A 12,704-nucleotide genomic window follows, 5' to 3' on the forward strand; every position below is an offset into this window, starting at 1 on the left:
ATGCCGACGGTGCCGATGTTCCCGCTCGAGGTGGCGATGCTGCCCGGGGAGGGGCTGCCGCTGCGGGTTTTCGAACCGCGCTACTCGGCGCTGGTACAGGCGTGCCTGGCCGCCGACGATCCCGCTTTCGGCACGGTGCTGATCGCCGCGGGCCGGGAGGTCGGCGGAGGTGACAGCCGTAGCGATGTGGGCGCGTTGGCCCACATCACCGAACACGCTGATCTGGGGGCCGGTCGGTACCGGTTGACATGCGTGATGGGAGAGCGGATCCGGGTGCTCGAATGGCTTCCCGACGACCCGTACCCGAGGGCGGTGGTCGAGGTGTGGCCCGATGAGCCGGGGCGTCCGGTGGACGTCGACGCGATCCGCGACATCGAGGACCGGATGGTGGCGCTGTTCGAGCGGATTGCCACGGCCCGGGGCGCGCAGGTCAATGCCCGCGACATCGTGGCCGGCGCGGATGCGTCCGGCGAGGCGTCGACGTGGTTGTACGCGTTGGCGACCCGTCTTCCGATGGGTCAGGCCGACCGGTACTCGGTGCTGGCCGCGCCGACTGCGGCCGATCGCGTCACCGCACTGTCCGAGGCGGTCGACACGGTGACGGCGATGGTGATGTTCCAGCTGTCGGAGTGAGCACCCGGCAGAGGTCACCGTTTACCGGTTCCATTGACGAATCAGAGCTTTCGGCCGTCGAGGAACACGCTCCGCGTCGCCGGATCGTCCGCCTCGGCCGGCAGTGCGCGGTGATACCGCTCCATGAGATCGGCGGTGGCCGTCGCGTTCATCTCCCACATCCGCGCGCACAACCAGCACGCGTGGTCGGGGCCTTCGGCGAGTGCTTCGATCCCGATCCTGCTGCCCCGCGCGCTGTACAGATCGATCCTGTCGAGCAGATGCTCCTGGTCGTCGACTGACAGACCGGGGAGCAGACCCTCCACCGCCCACACCGTCGGCTCGCCGGCGTCGAAGCCGGCCGCGATCAGCGCCCGCGGCCAGTCGTCGCGAAGGTCCGACGGCACCGGCACATGCCGGGCCGCGGGGGAGGCGCCGGCCCCTGCCACGACGCGCTGCTTGAACTCCAGCAGTGCCGGCCGCTCCACCTCGTAGATGACGGTGTCACTGAGCCACGGCAACCGCCACGCGCGGGTGTCGAGGGCGGACCCGACGATCACGACCTGCGAAACCCCGGCCGAACTTGCGGCCAGAAAGAAATCGTCGAACCACTTCGTCCGCGCCGCAACGTAACTCGTCACCCACGGCAGCTCCGGTGCACCGGATCCGGCCGCCTCGACCAACAGCCGGGCGTACGGATCGATGAACAGCGGACGGGGTGACTCCACCTCTTCGGCACGTGCGTTCGCCACGCGCAACGGCGTCAGCCGGGCATCGATGGCGCCCGGGTCACCGTCCAGAACCGTCATTGCCGCCGTGTTCCCGTTCGGCGGCGAAATCATGCATTTCGTCTCTGGTCAGCAGGTCGTCGCGGATGTTCTGCTCGCGGTAGGCAAGCTGACCCACTCGGTTCGCGATCACCGGCGCGGTGATCACGGTGAACATGCCGGTCAGGATCAGCATGCCGACATCGATGTTGCCGCGCAGCCGGATCGCGGCACCCGCCAGCACCAGCAGCAGACCGAGCACCTGCGGCTTGGTGGCCGCGTGCATCCGCGACAGCGTGTCGGGGAACCGGACCACGCCGATCGCGGCGGTCAGGGCAAGAGCCGAACCGGAGAGAATCAACCCGGCGGCGACGATGTCGGAGACGGTCATCGGATGTGCCCCTTGTCGGCTGGGTCGGCGACGTCCGGCACACGGAACCTGGCGACGCTCACCGAACCGACGAAGGTGATCAGCGCCAGCGCGGTCAGGCTGTAGGTGACGGTCGTGTCGAGGCTGAAGGCTGCCCAGGTACCGATGGCGCACATCGTCACGGCGACCAGGGTGTCCAATGCGACCAACCGGTCCAGCGTGGTCGGGCCGAGCAGCATGCGGAACATGGTGGCGAGCGCCGCGAGTGACAGCATCGCCCCTGCCACGATCCAGACGTACATCATGCGGGGTCGACCTCCTTATCCGCCGAGGGTTTCCAGTCCGCATCGCGTTCGAAGGACGCCACCAGGAGCTTCTGCAGTTTGTCGATCTGGTGGTAGAAGCGGTTGACGGTGCGGTCGGACCCGACGTCGAGAACGTGGACGTAGATCATGCGACGTGCCTGGTCGATTTCGAGCACGATGTTCCCGGGCGTCAGGTTGAGGATGTTGACCGCCAGCGCCAGAACCAGGTCGGATTTGACATGGAGGTGCGCCCGCAGCACCGCGGTGAGCGGCGGCGGCCCGGGTTTCACGGCCAGCGCCGCCACCTGGAACGACGACACGACCAGCCAGCCCGTCACCGTGGCGACGAGTCGCAACACCGACAGTGGGTGGAACCGTCCCTCGACGGGAACCGGCGGCAACGGCAGCAGCAGCGTGATCACGAGCGCCACCGCCAGGCCCGACAGAAGGTTGGCCGCGGAGATGTTGCCCCACAACAGGACCCACACCAGCACGAGCCAGCACACACTCCAGACGCGCAGGGTCGTTGTTCTCATTGCGTCCCCCCGAGGACCGCCCCGATGTACTGGCCGCGGTCCATCACCTCATGGGCGGCGCGGTCGCTGTAGGCGAAGATCGGTCCCGCCAGGATCGTGAGCAACAGGCCGACCACGATGAGGGCGCCGGTGGGCGCGAGCATGCCGGCCGGCATCCGGCCCACATCGTCACGGTCGACGAGTTCGATGTCCATGGTTTCTTCGGTGTTGTCCAGCAGAGCCGCCGGCGCCGGACCCGACAGGTGCCCTTCGGGTGCGTCTTTGCGGGCCCGCCAGAACGCCTTGGTCCACACCCGGGCCACCACGTAGAGCGTCAGCAGGCTGGTCACGACGCTGCCCGCCACCAGGATCCAAGCCAGCACAGATCCGGATTCGGCACCGGCCTCCAGCAGCGCCACCTTTCCGATGAATCCGGAGAACGGCGGGATGCCGCCGAGGTTGAGCGCGGGGACGACGAAGACGAACGCCAGCAGCGGACTGGCCGCGGCCAGCCCGCCGAGCCGCTCCAGCGTGGACGCGCCGGCCTGGCGTTCGATGAGGCCGACGACCAGGAACAGTGTCGTCTGCACCAGGATGTGGTGCGCGACGTAGTAGATGGCCCCCGCCATGCCCAGGTGGGTCGACAGCGCGATGCCGAACACCATGTAACCGATGTGACTGACCAGCGTGAAGGACAGCAGCCGCTTGATGTCGCTCTGGGCGATCGCACCGAAGATGCCGATGATCATCGTCAGCAGACCCGCCACCAGCAGGATGCGGTCCATCCCGCCGCCCGGGAACAGCAGCGAGTGCGCGCGGATGATCGCGTACACACCCACCTTGGTGAGCAGGCCGGCGAACACCGCGGTGACCGGCGCCGGAGCGGTGGGGTAGGAGTCGGGCAACCACGCCGACAGCGGAAACACAGCGGCCTTGATGCCGAACGCGACCAGCAGCACTGCGAACAGCGCCATCCGGGTGCCCTCGGGCACATCGTCGAGGCGGACCGCGATTTCGGCGAGATTCAGCGTGCCGGTGGTCGCGTAGACCAGCGCGATGCCGAAGAGGAACACCAGCGACGACACCATCGACACCATCACGTACGAGATGCCGGCACGCACCCGTTCCTTGCTGGCGCCGATGGTCAACAGCACGAAGCTGGCGGTGAGGAGCACCTCGAAGCCGACGAACAGGTTGAACAGGTCCCCGGCGAGGAACGCCATGAAAACGCCCGCCGACAGCACCAGGTAGGTCGGAAGGAAGATCGACACCGGCTGGCGTTCGTCGCCGTCGCGGATGCCCTGCCCGATGGCGTAGAACACCACGGCGAGCAGCACGATCGACGACACGACCAGCATCAGCGCCGACAGCCTGTCGACCACCAGCGTCACACCCAACGGACCCATGCCGGCCTCGGTCGGACCCCAGCCGCCGACCTGCAGGGCGATGGTTCCGTCGCGGTCGGCCAGGTACAGCAGCACCGCCGACACCACCACGACCGCCGACAGCCCGAACACCGCGATCGAGCGCTGCAGTCGCGGTCGGCGGCCGGCGAACAGCGTCGCCGCGGCGCCGAGCATCGGGACGAGGACGGGCAGCGGTGTGAGTACCGACGCGAACTGAGCGCCGATCATCGCGACCCCTCGTATCCGGGCAGAGCGTCGAGCTCGTCGGGCAGGTCGGTGTCGCGGGACACGTCCGGCACCATGCGCTCCTCGATTTCGTCGTCCTCCTTGCCGGAGAGCTGGGACACCCTGATGTCCTCGGGGTCGTTGCTGACCTCCTCGATGGTGTTGATCCGGTACGACCGGTAGGTCAGCGCCAGCACGAAGGCGGCCACGCCCATCGTGATCACGATCGCGGTGAGAATCATGGCCTGCGCCAACGGATCTGCGGTTGCCGTCTCCGTGCCGCTGGTGCGCCCGCGGACAGGCGGGTTACCCGACGGACCGCCGGCGTGGAGGATGAGCAGGTTGATGGCATTGCTGATCAGCAACAGACCCAGCAACATCCGGGTGAGGTTGCGTTCGAGAAGCAGGTACACCCCGGCGCTGGTGAGCACCCCGATCAGGATGAGCGGTACGAGAAATGTGGTCATGGCTGCCTCACCGTCCGGCCGGTCCGCTGGCGCAGCTGTTCGCTCATCTCGACGTCGATGCGTGCCCCGAGGCTGCGCAGCACGTCGAGCACCAGACCGACCACGATCAGGTACACGCCCAGGTCGAAGAACAGTGCCGTCACGAACTTGACGGTGCCCAGCACCGGCACGTCGAACGAGATGACCGCCGACGACAGCACGGGCGCACCGAGAAGCAGTGAGGCGGCAGCGGTTCCGGCGGCCAGCGTCAGACCCGCGCCGAGGATCTTGCCCGCATCGAGCGGCAGCGTCTCGCCGAGTTCGTAACGCCCGCCGGCCAGATAACGCAGCACCAGCGCCAGCCCGGCCATCAGGCCGCCGGCGAATCCACCGCCGGGCACGTTGTGGCCGGCGAAGAAGAAGTACGCCGACAGCACCATCATGACCGGGAAGATCAGCCGGGTGGCGACCTCCAGGACCAGCGATCGGTGCCGTGGATCACGCAGTTCGCTGCCCCGCAGCCAGGTGATGTCCCCGGCGGCGGGACTGGTGTTGAACGCCGCGGGCAGCTGGCCGATGTCGGGCTGACCGGCGTCGGACACGCGTGGCGCGGCACCGAAACGCCTGCTGCGGAACACCATTGACGCGACACCCGTGGCGGCGACGAGGAGCACCGAAACCTCACCCATGGTGTCCCAGGCGCGGATGTCGACGAGGATCACGTTGACGGTATTCGAGCCGTGGCCCCGCACGTAGGCCGCTTCGGGCAGCAGCTCGGCGATGGGCCGGCCGGTGCGGGCGGCCATCGCAAACGCCGCGAGCGTCGTCACCGCCGCGCCGACGGCGACAGCGAGCGCGGCGCGCGGCAGCCGGAAGCGGGTGTTCTCCGCACGACTGGTCTCGGCGGGCAGGGTGCGCAGCACGAGGACGAAGGCGACCAGCGTCAACGTCTCGACCAGGAACTGCGTCAACGCCAGGTCGGGTGCGCCGTGAAACGCGAAGATCGCGCCGCAGCCGTAACCGGTGACACCGACCAGCAGGACCGCCGCCAGACGGTTGCGCATCACCACGGCCGCCAGCGCGGCGGCGATCATCAGCAGCCCGACCACCACCACCGGCGGCGAGTCCCACAACTGGAAGTGGGGCCGGTCGCGGGCGCCCGATACCAGCACACCGAGCGGCAGGAGCACCAGCGTGATGAGGATGAACGACTGCGTCTGCGGCAGTGACCCGCGCTGGGTGAGCGCGGTCAAGCGCACCGAGAGCACATCGGCGCCGCGGATCACCGCGTCGTAGATGCGGTCGGCGTTGCCCAGCGGCACAAACGGCATGCGTGCGCGACGAAGTCGGGTCCGCGAGAAGTACACCGCGACGCCGGTGGCCAGCACCAACACCGAGAGCAGTAGCGGAAGGTTCACCCCGTGCCACAGGGCCAGGTGATAGTCGCCCTTGTAGCCCGGTGGGTCGGGCACGGTGTCGCTGTAGTCGCGCAGCACGTTGTCGAGCGGCTTCGGCCACAGGCCGAACAGCAGCCCCGCGGCGGCCAGGATCGCGGGCGGGATCAGGAAACCCGTCTCCGGGCGGTGCATCTCCTCGACCCGGGTGCTCGGGTGCGGCAGCCCTTTCCGGCCGAAGGCCCCGAACACGAACCGCAGGCTGTAAACCGTGGTCAGCACTGAGCCCAGCACGATGCCGGCGAGCACGAACGGCGACGCGGCGCCCAGGTACGGGCTGTGCAGCACCGTCTCGAAGTCCGCTTCCTTGGCGACGAACCCGAAGAACGGCGGCAGCCCGGCCATGCTGGCGGCCGCCGCGCAGCCGATGATCAGCAGCGGCTTGCTGCGGTCACCCAGCCAGGCCAGCCTGCGGATGTCGCGGGTGCCGGTGGCGTGGTCGATGATGCCGACGACCATGAACAACGAGGCTTTGAACATCGCGTGCGCGCACAGCATTGCCAGGCCGGCGAGCATCATCTCGCTGCCGCCGACACCGACCATCACAGTGATGAAGCCGAGCTGGCTGACGGTGCCGAAGGCAAGGATCAGCTTCAGGTCGTACTCGCGGATCGCGCGCCAGCCGGCGAGGAGCATCGTCAACAGCCCGAGGGTGACGACGGTCGGGCGCCATTCGGGGCTGTCGGCGAACCCGGGTGTCATCCGCGCGATCAGGTAGACGCCGGCCTTCACCATCGCGGCCGCATGCAGGTATGCGCTGACCGGGGTCGGCGCGGCCATGGCGCCGGGAAGCCAGAAGTGCATGGGCACGATCGCCGACTTCGACAGTGCGCCGATGAGGATGAGTATCACCGCCACCGAGGCGGCCAGCCCCGTCGGCGGATTCGCGATCAGCTCGGACAGCAGGAAGGTGCCTGCGATATTGCCGATGACGACGATGCCGACCAACATCGCCAGCCCGCCGAACGTGGTCACCAGCAGCGCCTGCATCGCGGCCCGCCGGCTCGTCGCCCGTTCGGCGTAATGGCCCACCAGCAGGAACGACAGGACCGTCGTGATCTCCCAGAACACGTAGAGCACCAGCATGTTGTCGCTGGTGACCAGGCCGAACATGGCGCCGGAGAACGCCACCAGTTCGGCGGCGAAACTGGGCAGGCGTTTTTCCTCGCGACCGTCGTGATGGCGGAAGTAGTCGGCGCAGTAGAAGAGGACGAGAGCGCCGATGCCCAGCACCAGCACGCTCATCACGGCGGCCAGCGCGTCGAAGCGCAACGTGATGTCCATCGACAGGCCCGGCACCCAGGCCACGTCGACCGTGTGCGACTGGCCCTTCGCCGGCCAGTTCGCCACCACCCACACCAATGACGCCAGCGGCACCAGCGCCAGGGGATAGAACGCGGCTCGCCCCCAGCGATACACCAGTAGGGGCGCCAGCAGGGCGGCGGCTGCATGGGCAGCGAGGATGGCGAGCATGGCTCCGTCTCGTCGTGGGCGGCACGCTGTCGGGCGGGCTTACCGTCGGGCAGGTGGACAAAAGTGTCAGCCGTACTGACTTTGGAGTCACTTCAGTCTACGGGTACCCCGCACCATTGCTTTGATGTGCTCCTCGACGCCGGACGCAGACACGAACAGCAATTCGTCGCCGGCATGCAGTACGTCCTGCGGTTCCGGGACGATCAAACGGTTTCCGCGGGTCAGCGTCACCAGCGCGCTGTCGGCCGGCATCGGCAGGTCCTGCACGCGCTGTGCCACGAGCGGGCTGTCGGCGGGCAGGGTGATCTTGGCGACGTTGGCGGCGCGCGCCCCGAGATCGCCGCGTGAGTCCTTGCCGAGTGCCATCAGCCGTATCAGGTGGCCGACGTCGATGGCGCCCTCGATCGCGGCGACGAGCGCCAGCGGCGTCGAGACCGCCACGTCCACCCCCCACGCCTCGGTGAACAACCACTCGTTGCGGGCGTCGTTGATCCGGGCGACCACGCGGTCGATACCGAACTCGGACTTGGCCAGCAGCGCCATCGCGAGGTTGGCCTTGTCATCGCCGGTGGCCGCGATCGCGACGTCGCAGATCTGCATCTCGGCTTCTTCGAGCGAGGCGACCTCACACGCGTCGGCCCACAGCCAGTCGGCGCCGGGCACCGTCGCGGGTTGGTAGCGGCCGAGCTCCTTCTCGATGAGCAGGACTTTGTGGCCGTACTCGACCAGCTCCTGCGCGACGGACCGGCCGACGGCACCCGCACCGGCGATCGCGATCCGCATCGACTCTCCTTTTGCCCGGCCGGGTGAGGACTGTCCTGATTTACTCTTTCCAGTGACACTGCACCAGCTCTACGTGGCGATGTTCATCGGGGGGCTCGTGCTCCTGGCGAGCGTCGCCGCGACGAGGCTGGCCACCGGCATCGGCCTCCCCAGCCTATTGCTGTTTCTCGGGGTTGGTGTGCTCGTCGGTGAGGACGGGCTGGGACTGCAGTTCGACAACGCCCAGCTCGCGCAAGATCTCGGCACCGCGGCGCTGGCCGTGATCCTGGTCGAGGGCGGTCTGACGACGCGCTTCGGGGACATCCGCAAGGTGCTGGCCCCGGCCGCCGTGCTCGCCACCGTCGGTGTCGCGGTGAGCACCGCGGTGACCGCGCTGGCCGTGCACTGGATCCTCGGCATGGACTGGCAGCTGGCACTGCTGCTCGGAGCCGTGGTGTCCAGTACCGATGCCGCCGCGGTGTTCTCGGTGCTGCGGGTGGTGCCGCTGCCGCGGCGGCTGAGCGGTCTGCTGGAGGCGGAGTCGGGCTTCAACGACGCCCCGGCGGTGATCCTGGTGATGTTGTTCAGCGTCGTCCCGCTGGACCTCGACCCGGTGGAAATCGTCGGGACGATGGCCTACGAGCTGGCGATCGGGGCGGTGCTCGGCCTCGGCTTCGGCGTGCTCGGTGCGATGACGTTGCGGCGCATCGCCTTACCCGCGGCCGGGCTGTACCCGCTGGCCACGTTCGGTCTGGGCATGCTCGCGTTCGCCGCGGCGGGATCCGCGCACGGCAGCGGGTTCCTCGCCGCCTATCTGGCCGGCGTGGTGCTGGCGAACTCGGGTCTGCCGCACCGGTCGGCGACGCGCTCGTTCGCCGAGGGCGCCGGCTGGTTGGCCCAGATCGGGGTGTTCGTCATCCTCGGTCTGCTGGTGTCGCCCGATGAACTGCTCGACGAGGTGGTGCCGGCCGTCGTGGCCGGGCTGGTTCTGCTGCTGCTGGCTCGGCCGCTGTCGGTCGTGGTGTCGCTCATCGGTTTTCGGGTTCCGTGGCGTGAACAGGTGTTCCTGTCCTGGGCAGGTCTGCGCGGCGCCGTGCCCATCGTGCTGTGCACCTACCCGATCGTGGCGGGCGTGCCCGACAGCTGGCGCCTGCTCAACATCGTGTTCATCCTCGTGGTGCTCTTCACGGTGATTCAGGGGCCGAGCCTGCGGCTGGTCGCCGAGCGGCTGCACCTGATCCCGCGCGACACCACCCGTGAGATTCAGATCGACGCAGCACCGTTGGACGTGCTGGATGCCGAGCTGTTGACGATGACGGTGTTGCCGGGGTCGCGGCTGCACAACGTGACGGTGCTCGAGCTGAGGCTGCCCGATCCGAGCGTCATCACGCTCATCATCCGGGCGGGTCGGCCGTTCGTCCCGCAACCGGTGACCCGCCTGCAGGTCGGTGACGAACTGCTGATCGTGACGACGTCGGTGACGCGGGAGCTCGCCGAGCGGCGGCTGCGCGCGGTCAGCCGTCGCGGCAAGCTTGCCTACTGGTTCGACGAGTACGGCGACCCGGCCTAGCGACCGCACGGCCCGAACGCGTTCCTGACCGGCAGTGCGTGGCCGAGCACGCCGATACCCGCGCCCAGGATCGGCCAGATCGGCCAGAAGTACCAGGACCCCGCGGTCAGCCCGACGACCAGCCACACCGTGAGCACCACGACGACCATGGCCAGGTACCCCGCCAGATGAAGGTGCATGCCTCGCCGTGCGCTGGCGCGGCGGGCGGCCGCACGCTGCGGGTCGTTGCGCCGTAGCTCGGCCACGGGAAGGTCCGCGGTGAGTCGGCGCAGGTCGGGGTTGGTGTGCGCGTCGTACACGGCCTGCAGGCGGGTCTCGTACTCGGCCATGTCCAGATATCCCTGGGCCAGCGCCTGCCCGAGCAAGGCCGCGGTGGCGTCGCGGTCACGGTCGCCGGCCCGGACGGTGGTTGTGACGGTGGAGCTCACGGTCCCTCCCAAATCTTGACAATGACTAGTCTTGACAGTGCCACTCTTAACTAGTCAGTGTCAAGATTTGTTTCCGCTAACGAGAGTGCGCCCAGGTCGCCGAAACGTCCGATGCGGCGATCTCACCGCACTGGCGCTTTACGAGAATCAGCGGGCGTCGGCGAAGGCCCGGAGCGCCTCGACCTGCACCGGGTCCAGCGACGGGCGCACAGCCTCGCGGGCGGCCGCTACGTCGGCGGCAGTGACGTCGGCGGCGTCGATCGAACGGCGCATCGCGGTCAGCGCGGCCTCGCGCAGCAGCGCGACGCAGTCCGCCGCGCTGTAGCCGTCGAGCTCACCGGCCAGCGCCGCGAGATCGACGGCCTCCGGTCCTTCCGAGACCAATGGGACAGATTTGCCCGCGGTCTTGAGGATCTGGGTGCGGGCTTCGGCGTCCGGGGGCTCGACGAACACGAGCTTCTCCAGCCGGCCGGGGCGCAGCAGCGCCGGGTCGATCAGATCGGGCCGGTTGGTCGCGCCGAGCACCACGACGTCGCGCAGCGGTTCGATGCCGTCGAGTTCGGTCAGCATCGCGGCCACCACGCGGTCGGTGACACCGGAATCGAAACTCTGGCCGCGGCGTGGAGCCAGCGCGTCGATCTCGTCGAGGAACACCAGCGACGGCGCCGAATCGCGGGCCCGCTGGAACAGCTCGCGCACCGCCTTCTCCGACGAACCGACCCATTTGTCCATCAGCTCAGCACCTTTGACGGCGTGCACACTGAGCCGGCCCGAACTCGCCAACGCTCTGACCACGAACGTCTTGCCGCACCCCGGCGGGCCGTACAGCAGCACCCCGCGCGGCGGCTGAACCCCGAGCCGCTGGAATGTCTCCGGATGCTGCAGCGGCCACAGCACCGCCTCGGTCAGCGCCTGCTTGGTCTCGGCCATGTCGCCGACGTCGTCGAGGGTCACCGAGCCGACGGACACCTCCTCGGTCGCCGAGCGCGACAGCGGCCGGATCACGCCGAGCGCCCCGACCAGGTCGCTCTGCTGCAACGCCGGCGCCTCGCCGGTCTCGCTGGCTCGCGCCGCCGCGCGCAGCGCGGCCTCGCGCACCAGCGCGGCGAGATCGGCGACCACGAATCCCGGTGTGCGCTCGGCGATCTCGCCTAGGTTCAGGTCCTGGGCGGGAACGTCGCGCAGCAGCACCTCGAGCAGTTGGGCGCGCACCGCACCGTCGGGCAGGGTCAACCCGAGCTCACGGTCGCACAGATCCGGCGCGCGCAGCCGGGGGTCGACGTTGTCCGGCACCGCCGTGGTGGCCACGAACGCGACACCCCGGGTGGCCACCGCGGAGCGCAACTCGGTGAGGATCAGCGTGGCCACCGGATCGGCGGGCACCGGCAGCAGGGCGTCGACGTCGGTGACCAGCAGCACGCCGCCGCCGTCGCGGACCGCGGCGACCGCGGAGGCCACGTTCGCCAATCGGTCCTCGGCGCGCAGCGATCCGACACCCGGCCCGTCGAGTTCGATCAGCCGCCGGCCCGCACAGACCGTCCGCACCAGGGTGGCCTTGCCCACCCCGGCCGGCCCCGACACGAGCACACCGAGATTGGCTGTGGCGCCGAGTTTCTCGAGTAGCTCGGGCTGGTCGAGGGCGAGCTTGAGCCATTCGGTGAGCCGACCCGCCTGGGCGTGCGACCCCTTCAGGTCGTCGTAGCTCACCGCGGGTGTCCCGGACTGCTCGGACGCGGTCACCACGTGCTCGCCGGTGCCGGCCGACGGTGCCGGAGCAGCCGAATCCCCCCAATCGACCAACGAATTCGGCTGCACGCTGACGGGTCCGGCGGGGTCGACGGAGGTCACCGTCAACAGCTCCGAGGTCCAGGTGATCCCGACCGACGCCGCCAGGGCGGCGCTGGCCTGCGATGTCGACGTGCCCGGCCCGAGATCGCGCGGCAGCAGCGAGACGGTGTCACCGACGGTCATCACCTTGCCGAGCAGGGCCTGCCGCAGTGTGGCGGGGGAGACCGACCGGGTGGCAAGGGCCGAGCCGCTCAGCGTCACGCAGCGGGCCCCGAGCACCGTGACCGGGGCGACGAGCACCGGGGTGTCCTCGCGCAGCCCGGCGTTGGACAGCGTCACGTCGTCGAGCAGTGCCGTGCCCGTCGGTGTGCCCGCCGGGGCGACCCCCACCACCGCGGCGGTGGTGCGCGCGCCGGTCAACGACACCGCGTCCCACTCGCGGATGCCCAGGGCCGCAATGGCTTCCGGGTGCAGCCGGATCACCCCGCGGCGGGAGTCCAGCGCCGAGGTGTTCAGCCGCGCGGTCAGCGTCAGCTGCGCGCGCGACGGGCGGTGCTCGGCGGACCGGTGAAGTTCGGACACG

Annotated in this window: 12 protein-coding genes; 2 read left to right on the forward strand and 10 right to left on the reverse strand. The window is 69.1% G+C overall.

The window, feature by feature from the left end:
- Positions 1-633 (forward strand): LON peptidase substrate-binding domain-containing protein, encoded by a 633-nt coding sequence (locus tag KXD97_RS10820; RefSeq protein WP_260756753.1) that lies wholly within the window; start codon positions 1-3, stop codon positions 631-633.
- A gap of 41 nt (positions 634-674) precedes the next feature.
- On the opposite strand, the gene KXD97_RS10825 is transcribed toward KXD97_RS10820, so the two are convergent.
- From KXD97_RS10825 to KXD97_RS10860, 8 genes are all read right to left on the reverse strand, one after another.
- Positions 675-1,421, reverse strand: coding sequence for an SAM-dependent methyltransferase (locus tag KXD97_RS10825; RefSeq protein WP_260756755.1), 747 nt, complete (start codon positions 1,419-1,421; stop codon positions 675-677).
- Positions 1,402-1,770: a monovalent cation/H(+) antiporter subunit G gene (gene mnhG / locus KXD97_RS10830; protein ID WP_260756756.1), complete on the reverse strand. Its 369-nt coding sequence runs from the start codon at positions 1,768-1,770 to the stop codon at positions 1,402-1,404. The genes KXD97_RS10825 and mnhG overlap by 20 nt, the downstream gene beginning before the upstream one ends.
- Entirely contained in the window at positions 1,767-2,054 is a 288-nt protein-coding gene (locus KXD97_RS10835) for a monovalent cation/H+ antiporter complex subunit F (protein WP_260756757.1), read from the reverse strand. The genes mnhG and KXD97_RS10835 overlap by 4 nt, the downstream gene beginning before the upstream one ends.
- Positions 2,051-2,590 carry a Na+/H+ antiporter subunit E gene (locus tag KXD97_RS10840; protein WP_260756758.1) on the reverse strand — a complete coding sequence of 180 codons (540 nt, stop codon included), beginning with the start codon at positions 2,588-2,590 and terminating at the stop codon, positions 2,051-2,053. Before KXD97_RS10840 ends, KXD97_RS10835 begins: the two co-directional genes overlap by 4 nt.
- Positions 2,587-4,203: a Na+/H+ antiporter subunit D gene (locus KXD97_RS10845; protein WP_260756759.1), complete on the reverse strand. Its 1,617-nt coding sequence runs from the start codon at positions 4,201-4,203 to the stop codon at positions 2,587-2,589. Before KXD97_RS10845 ends, KXD97_RS10840 begins: the two co-directional genes overlap by 4 nt.
- Entirely contained in the window at positions 4,200-4,667 is a 468-nt protein-coding gene (locus tag KXD97_RS10850) for a Na(+)/H(+) antiporter subunit C (RefSeq protein WP_260756760.1), read from the reverse strand. The genes KXD97_RS10845 and KXD97_RS10850 overlap by 4 nt, the downstream gene beginning before the upstream one ends.
- Positions 4,664-7,573 (reverse strand): Na+/H+ antiporter subunit A, encoded by a 2,910-nt coding sequence (locus tag KXD97_RS10855; protein ID WP_260756761.1) that lies wholly within the window; start codon positions 7,571-7,573, stop codon positions 4,664-4,666. Before KXD97_RS10855 ends, KXD97_RS10850 begins: the two co-directional genes overlap by 4 nt.
- Positions 7,574-7,660: 87 nt before the next feature.
- On the reverse strand, positions 7,661-8,356 hold the full coding sequence (locus tag KXD97_RS10860) for a TrkA family potassium uptake protein (RefSeq protein WP_260756762.1): 696 nt from the start codon (positions 8,354-8,356) through the stop codon (positions 7,661-7,663).
- Positions 8,357-8,408: 52 nt separating this feature from the next.
- On the opposite strand from KXD97_RS10860, the gene KXD97_RS10865 reads away from it, so the two are divergent.
- Positions 8,409-9,905, forward strand: coding sequence for a potassium/proton antiporter (locus KXD97_RS10865; protein ID WP_260756763.1), 1,497 nt, complete (start codon positions 8,409-8,411; stop codon positions 9,903-9,905).
- Here the strand turns inward: KXD97_RS10865 and KXD97_RS10870 are convergent.
- Both KXD97_RS10870 and KXD97_RS10875 read right to left on the reverse strand, forming a co-directional pair.
- Positions 9,902-10,333: a DUF1707 domain-containing protein gene (locus tag KXD97_RS10870; RefSeq protein ID WP_260756764.1), complete on the reverse strand. Its 432-nt coding sequence runs from the start codon at positions 10,331-10,333 to the stop codon at positions 9,902-9,904. The two genes, KXD97_RS10865 and KXD97_RS10870, sit on opposite strands and share 4 nt — an antisense overlap.
- Before the next feature lie 147 nt (positions 10,334-10,480).
- Positions 10,481-12,703, reverse strand: coding sequence for an AAA family ATPase (locus KXD97_RS10875; RefSeq protein WP_260756765.1), 2,223 nt, complete (start codon positions 12,701-12,703; stop codon positions 10,481-10,483).
- Position 12,704: the final 1 nt, after the last annotated feature.

It is taken from the genome of Mycobacterium sp. SMC-8 (assembly GCF_025263565.1).
Taxonomy (GTDB): Bacteria; Actinomycetota; Actinomycetes; order Mycobacteriales; family Mycobacteriaceae; genus Mycobacterium.